The 17,044-nt window shown below is 27.4% G+C and carries 13 protein-coding genes; all 13 read left to right on the forward strand.

All coding sequences use genetic code 11. From position 1 onward, the window contains the following. Positions 1-361: 361 nt before the first annotated feature. The 13 genes from VJI77_RS06560 (at position 362) to tsf (ending at position 16,949) form a co-directional block, all read left to right on the forward strand. A complete protein-coding gene (locus tag VJI77_RS06560) occupies positions 362-2,098 on the forward strand; it encodes an ABC transporter ATP-binding protein (protein ID WP_323988817.1) in 1,737 nt (578 codons plus the stop codon). Further along, positions 2,098-3,816: an ABC transporter ATP-binding protein gene (locus tag VJI77_RS06565; RefSeq protein WP_313960999.1), complete on the forward strand. Its 1,719-nt coding sequence runs from the start codon at positions 2,098-2,100 to the stop codon at positions 3,814-3,816. The genes VJI77_RS06560 and VJI77_RS06565 overlap by 1 nt, the downstream gene beginning before the upstream one ends. 126 nt (positions 3,817-3,942) lie before the next feature. Beyond that, positions 3,943-4,635 (forward strand): energy-coupling factor transporter transmembrane component T, encoded by a 693-nt coding sequence (locus VJI77_RS06570; protein ID WP_009732732.1) that lies wholly within the window; start codon positions 3,943-3,945, stop codon positions 4,633-4,635. After that, positions 4,613-6,040, forward strand: coding sequence for an ABC transporter ATP-binding protein (locus VJI77_RS06575; RefSeq protein WP_323988818.1), 1,428 nt, complete (start codon positions 4,613-4,615; stop codon positions 6,038-6,040). The genes VJI77_RS06570 and VJI77_RS06575 overlap by 23 nt, the downstream gene beginning before the upstream one ends. Then, a complete protein-coding gene (locus tag VJI77_RS06580) occupies positions 6,030-6,605 on the forward strand; it encodes an MptD family putative ECF transporter S component (protein WP_293440616.1) in 576 nt (191 codons plus the stop codon). The genes VJI77_RS06575 and VJI77_RS06580 overlap by 11 nt, the downstream gene beginning before the upstream one ends. 272 nt (positions 6,606-6,877) lie before the next feature. Next, positions 6,878-8,263, forward strand: coding sequence for a bifunctional UDP-N-acetylglucosamine diphosphorylase/glucosamine-1-phosphate N-acetyltransferase GlmU (glmU, locus tag VJI77_RS06585; protein ID WP_009372541.1), 1,386 nt, complete (start codon positions 6,878-6,880; stop codon positions 8,261-8,263). Positions 8,264-8,279: 16 nt separating this feature from the next. After that, positions 8,280-9,242: a ribose-phosphate diphosphokinase gene (locus VJI77_RS06590; RefSeq protein WP_009372278.1), complete on the forward strand. Its 963-nt coding sequence runs from the start codon at positions 8,280-8,282 to the stop codon at positions 9,240-9,242. Then, a complete protein-coding gene (gene pth / locus VJI77_RS06595) occupies positions 9,232-9,819 on the forward strand; it encodes an aminoacyl-tRNA hydrolase (protein ID WP_009354215.1) in 588 nt (195 codons plus the stop codon). Before VJI77_RS06590 ends, pth begins: the two co-directional genes overlap by 11 nt. A gap of 35 nt (positions 9,820-9,854) precedes the next feature. Then, on the forward strand, positions 9,855-13,361 hold the full coding sequence (gene mfd / locus VJI77_RS06600) for a transcription-repair coupling factor (RefSeq protein ID WP_323988819.1): 3,507 nt from the start codon (positions 9,855-9,857) through the stop codon (positions 13,359-13,361). A 74-nt stretch (positions 13,362-13,435) separates the two neighbouring features. Beyond that, entirely contained in the window at positions 13,436-14,422 is a 987-nt protein-coding gene (locus tag VJI77_RS06605; protein WP_009372411.1) for a peptidylprolyl isomerase, read from the forward strand. A gap of 118 nt (positions 14,423-14,540) precedes the next feature. After that, a complete protein-coding gene (locus tag VJI77_RS06610) occupies positions 14,541-14,819 on the forward strand; it encodes an HU family DNA-binding protein (protein WP_009372569.1) in 279 nt (92 codons plus the stop codon). A gap of 198 nt (positions 14,820-15,017) precedes the next feature. Then, positions 15,018-15,785, forward strand: coding sequence for a 30S ribosomal protein S2 (gene rpsB / locus VJI77_RS06615; protein WP_009372551.1), 768 nt, complete (start codon positions 15,018-15,020; stop codon positions 15,783-15,785). A 93-nt stretch (positions 15,786-15,878) separates the two neighbouring features. Continuing rightward, entirely contained in the window at positions 15,879-16,949 is a 1,071-nt protein-coding gene (gene tsf / locus VJI77_RS06620) for a translation elongation factor Ts (protein ID WP_323988820.1), read from the forward strand. Positions 16,950-17,044: the final 95 nt, after the last annotated feature.

Below are 17,044 nucleotides of genomic sequence, written 5' to 3' on the forward strand. Positions count from 1 at the left end.
AGGGTGGGGTTATTATTGTGAAACAACAAGGTTCCCGGGTACCCACCTGATGCGAAGCATCATGGAAGGGTGGGGTTATTATTGTGAAACAACAAGGTTCCCGGGTACCCACCTGATGCGAAGCATCATGGAAGGGTGGGGTTCTTATTTTTAAATAAATTTTTAAAAGATTATCTGTTATTTAAAGATAATCTTTTTTTATTTATAATAAAAATCAATCTTAAAGATATTGAAAAGCAATATTAAAAATGCTATAATATATTTAAACGACGACTACGTCGTTTAAATATAAATACTTATTCAATTTATTTATAGCATTGATTTGTAATATATTGAATATTTAATAAAATAGGAGGATTTAATGGATATTTATAAGAAATTATTCAAATATGTGCCTGATAAAAAATTTCTCGTATATATAGCTATTTTTATGAGTGTTATTTCTTCAGCACTTTCAATTTTACCGTATTGGTATTTGTATAAATTTTTGAATGAATTTTTGTTAAAAAAAGATTTTACTCAAGCTAAAAATTATGCGATTACCATTTTTATTATTATGATTGTACAATCTTTAATTTATTTTATTTCAGTAGGATTTACTCATCTATTTGCTTTTAGATTAGAAACAAATCTTAGAAAAGCAGGAATAAGTCATTTAATGAAAGCTTCATTTTCTTTTTTTGATGTTAATGAATCAGGGAGAATCAGAAAAATAATAGATGATAATGCCAGTGATACTCATATGATAGTTGCACATTTAATTCCTGATATTACTGTTGCGGTAGTAACGCCTATACTTTTATTTGTAATAATGTTTTCTGTAGATATTTATTTAGGTATAGCTACTGTTATTTTAACTATTTTATCTGCTATTTTTACTAAACTTATGTATGGAGATATTAAGTTTATGGAAAAATATAATAAAGCACTTGAAAGAGTTAATAGTGAGGCAGTTGAATATGTTAGAGGTATGCAAGTGTTAAAGATATTTAAAGCTTCAATATTTTCTTTTAAATCATTTTATGATTCTATCGTTGACTACTCTAAAACTGCTTATGAGTATAGTAAAAGCTGTAAACAGCCTTATGTTATATTTCAAATTGTTTTACTTGGCGCAGCTGCTTTTATAATTCCATTTGCAATCATGTTTTCAAAGGGTACAGAAAATAATGTAGTAATAATGATTAAATTAATTTTTTTCACATGTTTTATTGGAACTTTGTTTAGTTGTCTTATGAGAATTATGTATGTTGGAATGCATCAATATATGGCAACGCAAGCAGTAGAAAAATTAGAAAATCTTTTTACAGAAATGGAAGCAAATGATATTAAGTTTGGAAATAATAAAGAATTTTCTGGTTATGATATAGAATTTAGAAATGTTAGTTTTAAATATGATACTGCTAATATTTTGGAAAATTTAAGTTTTAGACTTGAAGAAAACAAAACTTATGCTTTGGTTGGTTCATCAGGTGGTGGTAAGTCAACCATCGCAAAATTAATTTCCGGTTTTTATAATATTGATGAGGGATCAATTTTAATTGGAGGGAAAAATATTTCTACTTATTCAAGGGAAGCTCTTATGAATAATATCTCATTTGTTTTTCAAAATTCAAAACTTTTTAAGACGACAATTTTTGAAAATGTAAAGATCGGAAATGAAAATGCTAGTTATGAAGAAGTCATGAATGCTTTAAAATTAGCAAGATGTGGAGATATTTTAGATAAATTTGAAACTCGAGAAAATACTGTAATAGGATCAAAGGGAGTTCATCTTTCAGGTGGAGAAATTCAGAGAATTGCAATTGCCAGAGCAATTTTAAAAGATGCTAAGATTATAATTTTAGATGAGGCTTCAGCAGCATCTGATCCGGAAAATGAACATGAAATACAATTAGCTTTTTCTAATTTAATGAAAGATAAAACTGTAATTATGATTGCGCATAGATTGAGTTCAATTAGAAATGTTGATGAAATATTGGTTGTTGATAACGGAAAAATTATTGAAAGAGGAACAGATAAAGAGCTTATGGAAATTGATGGAAGATATAAATTTTTACAAGATTTATTCTCTCAAGCAAATGAATGGAGGATATAATTATGAAAATGCTTAAAAGAATGTTTCAATTAACTGATAAGGGAACTGCCGGAATCATAAAGGCATCAATAGCATCATTCTTTTCATATTGTAGTTTAATGATTCCTATGATTTTACTTATGTTTTTTATTCAAAATGTTATTGAAGGGAAAGAAAATACTATTTCTTTCTTTGTAATAGGAATATTAATTATGCTACTTATAATGTATATTCTTATGTCAATAGAATATGACTGTTTGTATAACGAAACATATAAAGAAAGTGCAAATATTAGAATAGAAATAGCAGAGATTTTAAGAAAATTACCACTTTCTTTTTTTTCAAAGCATGATGTTTCAGATTTGTCTCAAACAATTATGAAAGATGTTTCAGTTATTGAACATGCAATAAGTCATGCTATTCCAAAGGCTATAGGACTTATATTTTATTTAATAATAATAGTAATAATGTTATTAATTTATAATTTCAAACTTGCTCTTTGTATTTTAATTCCTATTATTTTGGCAACTGGGTTCATATTAATTACAAAAAGAATACAAGTTAACGGAAATAAAAAATATTATAATGTTATGAGAGGTATTTCAGAAGATTTCCAAGAATCAATTGAATTACAACAAGAGATAAAAAGTTATGGACAAGTAGATAAAATTACTAAAAAAATATATGATGATATTGACTATTCAGAAAAAATTCATATAAGTGCTGAAGGAAAAATGGTGCTTCCATTGAGTATTTCAACAAATATACAAAATTTAACTTTAGGAGCTACGATTTTATTTGGAACAGCTTTATATTTAAAGGGTGAGGCGTCTATTCTTTATCTAATCGGTTATATAATGTGTGCTTCAAAGATTATTGATGCTGTAAATGGTATGCTTTCAAATTTTGCGGAACTTATGTATTTGGATGGAAATTTACAAAGAATTAGAGAATTAAGAAGTACCAAAATCCAAACTGGAGAAGCTAAGGAACTTCATAATTTTGATATAGAATTCAAAAATGTTGAGTTTGGATATGGAGAAAACAAAGTAATTAATGATATTTCATTTGTTGCAAAACAAGGTGAAGTTACCGCATTAGTTGGACCTTCAGGTTGTGGAAAAACAACAGTTCTGAGATTGATGTCAAGATTGTATGACTATGATAGCGGAAAGATAATTATAGATGGAAATGATATAAAGGGTATTGAAACAGAGAGTCTTTTTGAAAATATTTCAATAGTTTTTCAAGAAGTTACATTGTTTAATACTTCAATTTTAGAAAATATCAGATTTGGAAATAAAAATGCAACTGATGACCAAGTTAAAGAAGCTGCAAGACTTGCTAATTGTGAAGAATTTATTGAAAAATTACCTGAGAAATATAATACCTTAATCGGAGAAAATGGAAGTAAGTTATCAGGAGGCGAAAGGCAGAGAATTTCGATTGCACGTGCTTTTTTAAAGAATGCTCCAATAATTTTACTTGATGAAATTAGTGCAAGTCTTGATGTTGAAAATGAAATGAAAATACAAGAAAGTTTAAATAAACTTATTAAAAATAAAACTGTATTAGTAATTTCACATAGAATGAAGTCTATAGAAAATGCAAATAAAATAATAGTAATGGAAAATGGAAAAATAGAATCTCAAGGTAATCACAATGAACTTTTAGAAAAATCTAAAGTTTATAATACTATGGTTAAAAATTCTAGTTTAGCTGAAAATTATAGTTATTAATATATGAACGCTGTTTTTACAGCGCTTTATATTGTGAAACAACAAGGTTCCCGGGTACCCACCCGATGCGAAGCATCGAGGAAGGGTGGGGTTCTTATTAATTTTTAATCGATTGGGGGAATTTATTTGATAGAGCAACGTAGAATAAATTTATTTGTCTTAATTTTTATGAATTTGATTTTTGGAACGTTGATTTTAGTGTGGAATAATTTCAAATTAGATATGATTTATTTTTGTATTTGTTCTTTAATTTTAATTTATAGTGGAAAGACTAAAAGATTTATAAAATTTCTAATTTTTTATCTTATTTGTTTGTATATAGTTTTTTATATAAAGTTGCCTGATGATTCATTTTTCTCCTTCATAGGTTTTATCAGTTATTCAAATGTAAAGATGTGTCCAACATACATGATAGCGAGTTTTATTGTTTTAGATATAAGAACAAGTGAATTGATTTATGTTTTAGGAAAATTGGGATTTGGTAAAAAAATCAGATTTGCATGTACAATTACTTTAAAATTTATTCCTATTTATTTTGCAGAAAAAAGAATTATAAAAAATGCTTTAAAACTTAGAGGAATAGATGTTTCATTTACTAAACCTATTAAACGATTTGAATATTATATTGTACCGACTCTTTTTAGAGCATCGAATATTGCAAATGAAATGACGGAGTCAGCATATACAAGATGTGCGATGTGTACTGATAATATGAATTCAATATACTATAAAAAGTTTGATATAGTAGATTTTATTCTTATTGTTATGTTGATTTTACTAGTTGCTTCTTGGGGAGGTGGATTTATTGATAAAATTTGAAAATGTAAGTTTTACTTATGAAGATTCTGATAAAAAAGCCTTAGAAGATATAAGTTTTGAAATAAATAAAGGAGAGTTGGTGTTAATAACAGGAGCTTCCGGTTCCGGTAAATCTACGATATACAAATGTATAAATGGACTAATTCCACATATTTATGACGGTGAACTTTTAGGAAATATTTTTATTGATGATAAAAATACGAAGGATTGTGAGAATTATGAGCTGTGCAAAATAATAGGTTCGGTTTCTCAAAATCCAAGAGGACAATTTTTTACTGATAATACCACTTCTGAATTGGCATTTACTTTGGAAAATTTGGGATATGAAGTTAAAGAAATTGTAAAAAAAATAAAAAATATTTCAAATTTCTTTGGTATTTCAAATATTTTAAATAAAAATGTTTTAGAAATTTCTGGGGGCGAAAAGCAAAAAATCTCTATTGCATGCGTTTCAATATTAGATGCAAAAACTTTAATATTTGATGAGCCTTCTGCAAATTTGGATTACATGGGAATTGAGCTGTTGAAAGAAATTTTTCTAAAATTAAAGAAAAATGGATATACTATTGTCGTTGTTGAACATAGAATTTTTTATTTAAAAGAAATTTTTGATAGGTTAATTCATATAAATAAAGGGAAACTTATTGTAAATTTAGATAGAAAAGATGCTTTAAATTATAGTGCAGAAGATTTGAGAAGCTTAAATCCATTTGATAGAGAATTAACGATAATTAATAAATGTAGCAGAGAAGAGAAAATATTAGAAATAAGAAATCTTAAATTTAAAGATATTATAAAAGATATTTCTTTTGATGTTTATAGAGGTGAAATAGTTGGATTGGTAGGGAAAAACGGCGTTGGAAAATCTACAATTTCTAAGTTGATTTCTGGAATAAATAAGAAAACTTCTGGACAAATTTTAAGTAAAAGTTTACCTTTTGTTTTGATGCAAGATGTGGATTACCAATTATTTTCAGAAAGTGTATTTTCAGAGTTTTTCTTATCAAATAAAGACTTGACTGATGACGAAGTTTTGGAAATGCTAAAAGCCATTAATCTTTATGAAAAAAGAAATTGTCATCCATTTTCACTTTCTGGGGGAGAAAAACAAAGACTGCTTATGGGAATTTGTGCAAAAAGCAATTCAGACATTTTGATTTTAGATGAACCAACTAGTGGTTTGGATTTTAATAATATGATTATTATTTCTGATATTATAAAAAAATTATCAAAAGACAAAGCAATAATATTAATTTCTCATGACTATGAATTATTGTCAAGAGTTGTAGATAGAGTTATATTTCTTGAAGATGGAAAAATCACAGAGGATTTTATTTTAAAAGAAAAAAATCAACTAACTAATATTTTTCAAAAGATAAAAGGAGGAAAAGAAAATGAAAATTAAAGATTTAGTTTTGGTTGCTATTTTAGGAGCTTTAAATTTAGTTGTTTCAATGATTGTAACATTTGCATTATTCCCATTGGGACCATATGCTCATTGTATAAGTCCTGGAATTGCAGGATTGTTTGCAGGTACAGTTTTTGTGTTTATGTGTAATAAAGTTGGGAAAAAAGGTAGTTTCTTGCTTTTTTCAGGTGTTTATTTGATCGCGATGGCTGGTACAGGTTTCTATCTTCCGTGGATTATTTCATATACGGTTGCCTTTATTATTGGAGAAATTATACTATCATATACAGGATATCAAAATAAAATTGCTCAATTTATAGCTTTTGGATTGATTCAAGTAGGTAGTGAATGCGGACAAATAATACCAGTAAATTTCTTCTTAGAATCATTTAAGAAAACTTGGGTAGGAAAAAACGGAGTTACAGAGAGTGCAATAAATGAGATGATAAAATTTTCAACTGGAACATATGGGGCAATTAACCTTTTGATTGTATTTATACTAGGTGGACTTGGTGTTGTAATTGGAAATAAAATATTGAAAAAACATTTCAAAAAAATTTAAAAATTGGAAAAAAATTTAGATTAAAAGGGATATATTTACGTATATCTCTTTTGTTTTTTTTGAGCATATGTGTTATAATTAATATAGTTTTATGCCTTGTGATAAAACTATATTAATTTCATCGTAATTACCGTAAAAAAGTAGTTATAAAGGAACTGTGGTATAATTAAAAAATTTATGCCATATCATAAAACTTGATTTGAAGAAATAATACTAATTTAATTGAATATTATAATTTGTGATATATATTTTATATAGTTAGGAGTTAGAGTATGAATATTACAATCATATTAGCTGCAGGTGAAGGAACTAGAATGAAAAGTAAGAAATCAAAGGTTTTACATAAAATAGTTAATCGAACTTTGATTGATTATGTTTATGATGCTAGTTGTGATGCAGGTAGTGATAAAACTATAATTATTGTAGGGAAAAATAAAGTTGAAGTTGAAGATAAGTTTGGAGATAAGGTATCATATAAAGAACAAAAAATCGGTAAAGAATATCCTTATGGAACAGGTTATGCTGTTCAACTTGCTGTAGATGAAATCAGTGATGACGATAATGTTTTAATTTTGAGTGGGGATACTCCTTTAATAAAAGGAGAAACTTTGCAAAAATTGTTAGAAGAACATATTGCTATGAATTCAAAAGCAACTGTTCTTACAGCATTTATTGATGATACTACAGGATATGGTCATATTATAAAAGACAATAATGGTAAATTTTTAAAAATAGTTGAAGATAAGGATGCTACTATTGAAGAAAAGAGAGTAAAAGAAATAAATTCAGGAATTTATGTTTTTAATGGGAAAGCATTAAAAAATTCAATAACAAAGATAGATCAAAATAATGTTCAAAACGAATTATATCTTACAGATGCAATTAAAGTTTTAGTTCAAGATGGAGAGAATGTTTCAACTTATAAACTTGATGACATTGAAGAAATTTATGGTATAAATTCTAAGCTACAATTATTTGAAGCTGAAAAAATTATGCGTTATAGGATAAATTCAGAATATATGAAAAATGGTGTAGTAATGGAAAATCCAGAAAATACTGTGATTGAAAAGGGAATAAGTATAGGAATAGATACATTTATTGGAAGTGGTGCCAGAATTTTTGGAAATACGAGCATAGGAGAAAATGTATATATAACAGGAGATTCTTTTATAGAAAATTCTGTAATAGGAAATGATGTTGTAATTAGAAGTTCTTATATAGAAGATAGTACTGTTGGAGATTCTGTAACTATGGGACCTTTCGCTCATCTTAGACCAAATAGTATTTTAAAAAATGAAGTTCATATAGGAAATTTTGTTGAAGTTAAGAATTCAACAGTTGGAGAAAATACTAAAGCTGGACATTTATCATATATTGGAGATGCAATTGTAGGAAAAGATGTAAATATGGGTTGTGGGTCTATTTTAGTAAATTACGATGGTAAAAATAAACACATTTCTGAAATTGGAGATGGCTGTTTTGTAGGTAGTAATTCTAATATAGTTTCTCCAGTAAAAATTGCAAATGATACTTTTATTGCCGCTGGAACTACTGTTGTTTCAGATGTGGAAAATGAAGGTTCTTTAATAATTGGACGTAGTGAAACTTTTGAAAAAGAAAATTGGGTTTATAAAAAGAATTTAAAAATAAAAAAGTAATATTTTAGGAGGAATTATGTTAGCTTATACTGGACCTATGAAAATTTTTTCAGGAACTGCAAATAGAAAGTTTGCAGAAGATATTTGTAAATGTCTTGATATGCCATTGGGGGAAATTAATATCGGGAAATTTAGTGACGGTGAAATTAATCTTTCAGTTGAGGAAACTGTAAGAGGTTATGATGTTTACATTATTCAACCAACTTGCAATCCAACTAATGATAATTTAATGGAAGTATTAATTATGGTTGATGCTTTCAAGAGGGCTTCTGCTGGAAGAATTAACGTAGTTATTCCATATTATGGATATGCAAGGCAAGACAGAAAAACAAAAGCTAGAGAACCAATTACAGCAAAACTAGTTGCTAATTTGATTGAAAAATCAGGGGCTGATAGAGTTATAACTATGGATTTACATGCAGGACAAATTCAAGGATATTTTGATATTCCTGTAGATCATCTATCCGCTATTAAACCTCTTGCTGATTTCTTCAAGGATGAGTTAAAAGATGAAGACAAAAAAGATATGGTTGTAGTTTCTCCTGATTTAGGTGGAGTTACTAGAGCTAGAAATTTCTCTAATTATTTGGATTTGCCTATTGCTATCTTAGAAAAGAGGAGACCTCGTCCAAATGTTTCTGAAGTAATGAATGTTATAGGAGATATTGAAGGAAAAACTTGTATAATTGTAGATGATATTATAGATACTGCTGGAACTATTACAAATGCTGCAAATGCTTTAATAGCTAAGGGAGCAAAAAAAGTTTATATCACTGCAAGTCATGGAGTATTTTCTGGAAAGGCAATAGAAAATATAGCTAATTCAAAAGTTGAAAAATGTGTTGTAACTGACACTATTCCTCAAGAAAAGAATTTAGGTGGTAAAATTGAAGTTGTTTCAGTAGCCCAATATTTTGCAAAGGCTATTGATAGAATAAATAACAATAGACCAGTGAGCATGCTTTTTGATGGAAGATAATATTTATTTAATAGTAGGCCTTGGAAATCCTGGTAAAAATTATGTAGAAACTAGACATAATGTAGGATATGGAGTTATTGATATTTTAGCTGATAAGTATAGTATCAATATGAAAAAAGAAAAATTTAAATCTTTCTATGGTCAAATAAATATGTTTAGAAAAAAATGTGTTTTTTTAAAGCCACTTACTTATATGAATTTGTCAGGAGAAGCAGTTATAGATGCGGTAAATTATTTTAAAATAAAACCTGAAAATATTATAGTTGTATTAGATGATATAGATATTCCTTTTGGAACTGTTAGAATTAAGAAAAAAGGAAGTGCAGGAACACATAATGGTTTAAGGTCAATTATTTATCATTTAGAAACAGAAGATTTTCCTAGAGTTAGAATAAGTGTTGGGAAATGTCCTGATTATATGGATTTAAAAGATTTTGTTTTAAGTAAATTTTCATCAACTGAAGAAAAAATTTTGAAAAAAGAATTAGAAATTGCAGCAGATGCCGTTGAAGAGATAATAAAAAGTGATGTTGACAAAACAATGTGTAAATATAATGGAATGTGTATAGAGGAATAATATTCCTCTATATTTTTTATGAACAGGAGTTAATTATGAATTTTTTAATTGATTTTTTAAAAAATAATGAGTCATATTTGGATATGATTTCAAATTTAAAATTAAATAATGTTCCGATATATTGTAACGGACTTATAAAAGAGAGTTTATTCCATTTGATATATTCTATTTTCAATGATTTGCCTGATAAAAATTTAGTTTTATTAGTTGAAAACGATAATAGAGCTAATGAACTTTGCGATGAATTAAAAAATTTAGTTGGAGATAAGGTTGTTGTTTATCCTAATTTTGAAATAAGATTTCATAATATAAATAGTTTGGAAACTAATCTAGAAAATATAAGAATAGGAATAATGAATAGACTTCTTTCCAATGAAAAATTCATAATAATAACTACTGCAAGTGCTTTATCAAAAAAAATTAGCACTCCAAATTTTTTTAAATCTCATTATATCTACATTGATGAAAATTCTGAAATAAATTTAAATGAATTAACTGAAAAGTTAATAAAAATGCATTATGATAGAGTAGATTTTGTTGAAGCAAAAGGACAATTTTCAATAAGGGGATCTATATTTGATATATTCCCAGTAAATTTTGAAAATCCAATAAGAATAGAATTATTTGGCGATGATGTAGACTCAATACGTCTATTTGATATTAATAGTCAAAGATCTGTTGAAAAGTTGAATAAAGTAGAAATAATACCTGCTAAAGAAATGGTATTATCAAAAGATGATGTGGAAAATATTTTAAATGGACTGAATAAAGATATTGAAAAATTACAAAAGTTAAAATTATTTGGAAAAGATATTGAAAAAGCTACAGAAAAATTTTATCAAATTTTCAATGATTTAAAGGAGAATTATCATATTTCAAATATGGATTTAATTTCACCATATATAAAAAAAGGAAGCTATTCAACTCTTTTAGATTATTTAGAGAAAGATTCAATAATATGCACTGAAGATATTTTAAAAATTTATGATAGAAATTTAGAAATAGAAAATTTATTTCATGAAAATGTAGTATTTTCTATCGAAAATGCAGAAATTTTAGACTCACATAAAGATATTTTAATTCCTTTTGAACAAATTTTAAGAAGAATAAAAGAATTTAGTATAATTAACTTTACACAACTTTTAAAAAGAACAAAAATTATTAATCCTAAAAGTATTGTAAATTTAAAAACGATTGAAGCTGAAATGTTTAACAGAAAATTTGATTTATTATTTCAGAATTTGAAATCTAAATCACAAAGAGGGTATAAAATTGTTATCTTTGCAGGTTCATTAGAAAAGGCTAATAATTTGAAGGAGATTTTATTTGCTGAGAATATAAATTCTAATATAATTGAAGGATTAGAATTTGAATTAAAAAGTTCCATTTTAGGAATTTCTACATTAAATTTAGAATCAGGTTTTGAGTATCCAGTTCAAAAAGTACTTTTTTTAACACACAAAGAAATTTATGGGACTGTAAAAAAGACTTCTAAAAAAGCAAAGAAGAAAAGTAAAGAAAATTTACTTGATTATACTGATTTAAATGTTGGAGATTTCGTAGTCCATGAGAATCATGGAATTGGAGAATATAGAGGGATTGAACAAATAGAAGTTGATGGAATTGTAAAAGACCATATTTTAATATTATATAAAGGAAATGACAAATTATATATACCAACTGACCAAATGAATTTAATTCAAAAATATATTGGAAAAGATGGATATCGACCAAAATTAAATAAATTAGGTTCTAGTGATTGGATAAAAACGAAAAATCGTGCTAAAAAAGTTTTAGATGAGATAGCATTAGACTTAGTTCAACTCTATGCGAAGAGAGATAAAATAAAGGGTTTTGCTTTTTCAGAGGATACAACTTGGCAAAAAGAATTTGAAGATAGTTTTATTTACGAAGAAACTTATTCACAGCTTAGAGCCATTAATGAAATAAAAAAAGATATGGAACAATTTAAGCCGATGGATAGATTGCTTTGTGGAGATGTTGGGTATGGAAAAACCGAAGTAGCATTAAGAGCTGCTTTTAAGGCCATGATGGACGATAAGCAAGTTGCATTCTTAGTTCCAACAACTATTCTAGCTCAACAGCATTTTAATACTGCTAATGATAGAATAGGGGATTTTCCTTTAGAAATTGAAATGCTTAGTAGATTTAGAAGTCCTGCTAAACAAAAAGAAATTCTAAAAAATGTAAAAAATGGTAAAGTAAATTTACTTATAGGGACACACAAACTATTATCAAATAATTTAGAATTTAAAGATTTAGGACTTTTAATAATAGACGAAGAACAAAGATTTGGAGTTAAACATAAAGAGGCATTAAAAAAAATAAAAGAAAACATTGATGTATTATCACTATCTGCAACACCTATTCCTAGGACAATGCAAATGAGTTTAGTCGGAATTAGAGATATGAGTGTTTTAGATGATCCACCAGAAGAAAGAGTTACTATTGCTACTTTTGTTTTAGAATATAATGATTCAGTAATTCGAGAAGCAATATACAAGGAGTTGGATAGAGGTGGACAAGTTTATTTTGTCTATAATAGGATTCATGATATGGAAAAAATGTATGTTGAATTATCGAAACTAATTCCTGATGCTAGAATTGCAATGGCGCATAGTAAATTGTCTAACAAAGAGTTAGAGAATATAATGTATGATTTTCAAGAGGGAGAATATGATATATTATTATGCACTACAATTATTGAAACGGGAATGGATATTAAAAATTGTAATACTATGATTATATATGATGCAGATAAAATGGGATTGTCACAACTTTATCAGCTAAAAGGAAGAATAGGACGATCTACTAGGAGAGCATATGCATATTTTACATATGAGAAGGATAAAGCACTTACTGAAATTTCAGAGAAGAGACTTATGGCAATAAGAGATTTTTCGGAATTTGGTTCTGGTTTTAAAATAGCTATGAGAGATTTGGAGCTTAGAGGTGCTGGAAATATTTTAGGAGAATGCCAATCTGGACATATAGAGACTATTGGATATGAAATGTACGTTAGAATGTTGGAAGAAAGCATAAAAACTATTAAGGGCGAAAACATTAATATAAAAAGTCAAACTACTATTGAATTATCTGTTGATGCATATATTCCTTCAAATTATATAGGAGATAGTAATCAAAAGATTGATATGTATAGAAAAATTGCTGCGATTTCCTCTAAGGAAGATTTTAATGAAATTTATGAAGAATTAACTGATAGATTTGGAGAAGTACCTACTACAGTTTTAAATGTTATGAATGTTTCATACTTGAAGAGAATTTCATCAGAATTAAATTTTATAAAAATAATAGAAAGAGGAAAGTCAGTTGTATTTAATTTTGATCAATCAAATAAGAAGATTTTACAGCTAATAGGTAGCTTAACTGATGAATTATTTAGAAAAATAGAATTTAATTTGAATGAAAATGCTGAGTTAATATTTAATTATGATAAGGACAAATTGCCAGAAAGTATTAATTTTGTTGAAAATTTGCTATTTTTAAATCAAAAAAATTAAAAAAACTTTGACATTCCTAAAAAAATAATGTATAATATCAAAAGATTAGAATATTAGTCGAAAGGGAGAGAAATATGAAAAATAGATTTATAAAATTTACAAGTGCCATTGTACTGTCAGCAATGCTTTTAACAGCATGTGCATCGGCTCCAAAAGGTGCGATGGTAAAAATTGGGGATAAGTATATTACTGAAGAACAAGTACAAAAAGAATATGATAGAGTTATTTCATCTTATACTGATGAACAAAAAGAAAAATATGATGAATCAACTGAAGAGGGAAAAACTGCTTCTTTAACTTTGAAACAAAATATTTTAGAAATGTTTTCTAATATTGAGGTTGTAAAGCAAAAATTTGCTAAGTTAGAAAAAGAGTATAAAGACGAAGGAAAATCTGAAGAAGATATAGCTAAGGTAACAGTAACCGAAGAAGAAGTTAATGAAAGTCTAAGTAAGGTTAAAGAACAGTTAGGTGATAAATTTAATGAAGAACTTGAAAAAGCAAAACTTACTGAAGACGAATTAAAATATAAAATTGAAGATAATTTATATTCTTCTAAATTTCAAACTTGGTTCGCAGAAAATTATACACCAACAGATGAAGAAGTTGCAGAAAAATATAAGGGAAGTGATTTTGATGGTCCACAAATTAATGCAAGTCATATTTTAGTGGAAACAGAAGAAGATGCAAAGAAAGTAAAAAGTCGTTTAGATGCTGGTGAAAAATTTGAAGATGTTGCAACCGAAGTTTCAAAAGATCCTTCAGTTAAAAATAATAAAGGTGTTTTAGGAACATTTACTAAAGGAATAATGGTTCAAGAGTTTTATGATGCAGCAGTAAAATTAAAAGTTGGAGAAATTAGTGAACCAGTAAAGACAAAATTTGGGTACCATATAATCAAATTGAATGAAATTGTTGAAGATTATAGTCAATTTACAGATGAAAGCAAGAAACTTATAAGTCAAAAATTGAAACAAAAAATATTATCTGAAAAGTTTAAAACTGAATTTGAAAGTATTCAAAAGGAAGTTGGATACCTACCAATTAAAAATTTTAAATAAATCAGTTAAATTACTTGATATTTTTTAAAAATTGATATATAATAATATTGCACAATGGTTAAGTGACCATTTTATAGGCAATTATTAAATATAATAGTGTATTTAGGAGGAAATTTTAATGAACAAATCTGAATTATTGGCTAGCATGGCCGAAAAAGGAAAAATCACAAAAGTAGATGCTGAAAGAGCATTAAATGCGTTTATTCAAACTGTTGAAGAAACACTTGTTAAAGGGGAAAAAGTTCAATTAGTTGGATTTGGAACTTTCGAAGCTAGAGAAAGAAAAGCAAGAAATGGTAGAAATCCTAGAAACCCTAAAGAAGTTATTAAAATCCCAGCATCAAAAGCTCCAGTATTCAAAGCTGGAAAATCATTAAAAGAAATAGTAAATAAATAATTTTTGAATGCTAATAAAAAAATCAGACTTAGTGTCTGATTTTTTTTTTCAAAATTTTAATGATTTATGTTGAAAAATAAAATGTATTATGTTATAATAATTTGGTGAATAATCACATATTCTGATTGAACAAGTGTTGCCCATGTGGTTCTTGTCAAGTTGATGAATATGGGTGGCTAAAAACAGGAGGTAATAAAAATGTCACAAGTAATTTTAATGAAAAACTTATTAGAAGCAGGAGTACATTTTGGTCATCAAACTAGAAGATGGAATCCAAAAATGTCAAAATTTATTTTTACAGAAAGAAATGGAATCTATATTATTGATTTACAAAAGACTGTAAAACAAATTGAACAAGCATATGATTTTGTAAGAGAAATTGTTGCAGATGGTGGTAGAGTTCTATTTGTTGGAACTAAAAAACAAGCTCAAGAAGCTGTTGAAACAGAAGCAAAGAGAAGTGGCCAATTCTATGTTAGTCATAGATGGTTAGGCGGAATGTTGACTAACTATAAGACTATTAGAAAAAGAATTGAAAGATTAAAAAAATTAGAACTTATGGAAGAAGATGGTACTTTCCAAAGATTACCTAAGAAAGAAGTTATTAAATTAAGAAGAGAAGCTGAAAAATTAGAAAAATTCTTAGGTGGAATTAAAGAAATGGATAAACTTCCTAATGTTCTTTTTGTAATAGATCCAAAGAATGAAAAAATTGCTGTAAATGAAGCAAGAATATTAGGTATTCCAGTTATTGGTGTTGTTGATACTAACTGTGATCCTGATGAAGTTGATATCGCTATTCCGGGAAATGATGATGCTATTAGAGCCGTAAAATTATTAACAGGTACTATTGCTAATGCTATTGTAGAAGCTAAGCAAGGAGAACAAGTTGAGGCAGAAGAAACAGAAGCTGTAGTAGAAGAAGTGATAGAAATTGAAGAAGTTTCTGAGGAAGTAGCTGAATAATAAGCAAGTAGAACTTTAAGGGGTAAGGATTTAAATTTATAATATTTATCCTTACCTTATTTTTATAGATTATATTAATAATAGGAGGATTTTATGGAAATTACTGCAAAGTTGGTAAAAGATTTAAGAGAAGCCACTGGAGCTGGAATGATGGAATGTAAGAAAGCATTACAAGAAGTTAGTGGAGATATGGAAAAAGCTATTGAATTTTTAAGAGAAAAGGGTTTAGCTAAAGCTGCTAAAAAAGCTAATAAGGTTGCTGCTGAAGGCTTAATTACTTTAGTAATTGATGAAAACAACACTAAAGCTGCTCTTACTGAAGTAAATTCACAAACAGATTTTGTTGCTAAAAATGAAAATTTCGTCGCATTAACTAAAAAAGTTACTGAACATGTATTTAATAATGAAATAAAGAATATTGAGGAATTAAATGCATCAAATATAGATGGAACTAATTTTGAAGAATTCTTGAAATTACAAATTTCTTCAATTGGAGAAAATATTGTAGTTAGAAGATTGGCATTTGCAAAAGCATGTTGTGAAAATAGTATAGTATGTGGATATGTTCACTTTAATAAAAAAGTTGGTGTTATTCTTAAAGCTAATTGCGATAGCGAAGCTACAAAGAAAGGTGCAAAAGATTTATTACAAAACATTTGCATGCATATCTCAGCAATGAAGCCACAATACTTAAGTTATAAAGATTTAGATGCTGATTTTGTTGAAAAAGAATATTTAGCTCTTAAAGGATCAATTGAAAAAGAAAATGAAGAATTAGTTAGACTTGGAAAACAATTAAAGAGAATTCCGAAGTTTGCTTCAATGTCTCAAATAACTGATGAAGTTTTAAAAGCTGAAGAAGAATTATTAAAAGAAGAATTGAAGAAACAAGGAAAACCTGAAAAAATTTGGGATAAAATTTTACCTGGACAAATCGAAAGATTTATTCAAGACAATACATTAATTGATCAACAATATGCTTTATTTAGTCAACAATATGTATTAGATGATAGTAAAACAGTTTTAGAAGCTGTTAATGATAAAGCAAAAGAGTTAGGTGGAAGTATTGAAATAGTAGAATACACTAGATTCGAAGTAGGTGAAGGATTAGAAAAGAAAGAAGAAAACTTTGCTGAAGAAGTTGCAAAACAAATGGGATTATAAAAAAGTTTAAAGGCAGTGATTTAATTCACTGTCTTTTTTTATTGTGAAATAACAAGCTTCCCAGACGCTCCTCAAGATGGAAAGGTGGAGGTTCT

Origin of the sequence: Parvimonas sp. D2, from assembly GCF_035282635.1 — a bacterium.
Classification (GTDB): domain Bacteria; phylum Bacillota; class Clostridia; order Tissierellales; family Peptoniphilaceae; genus Parvimonas.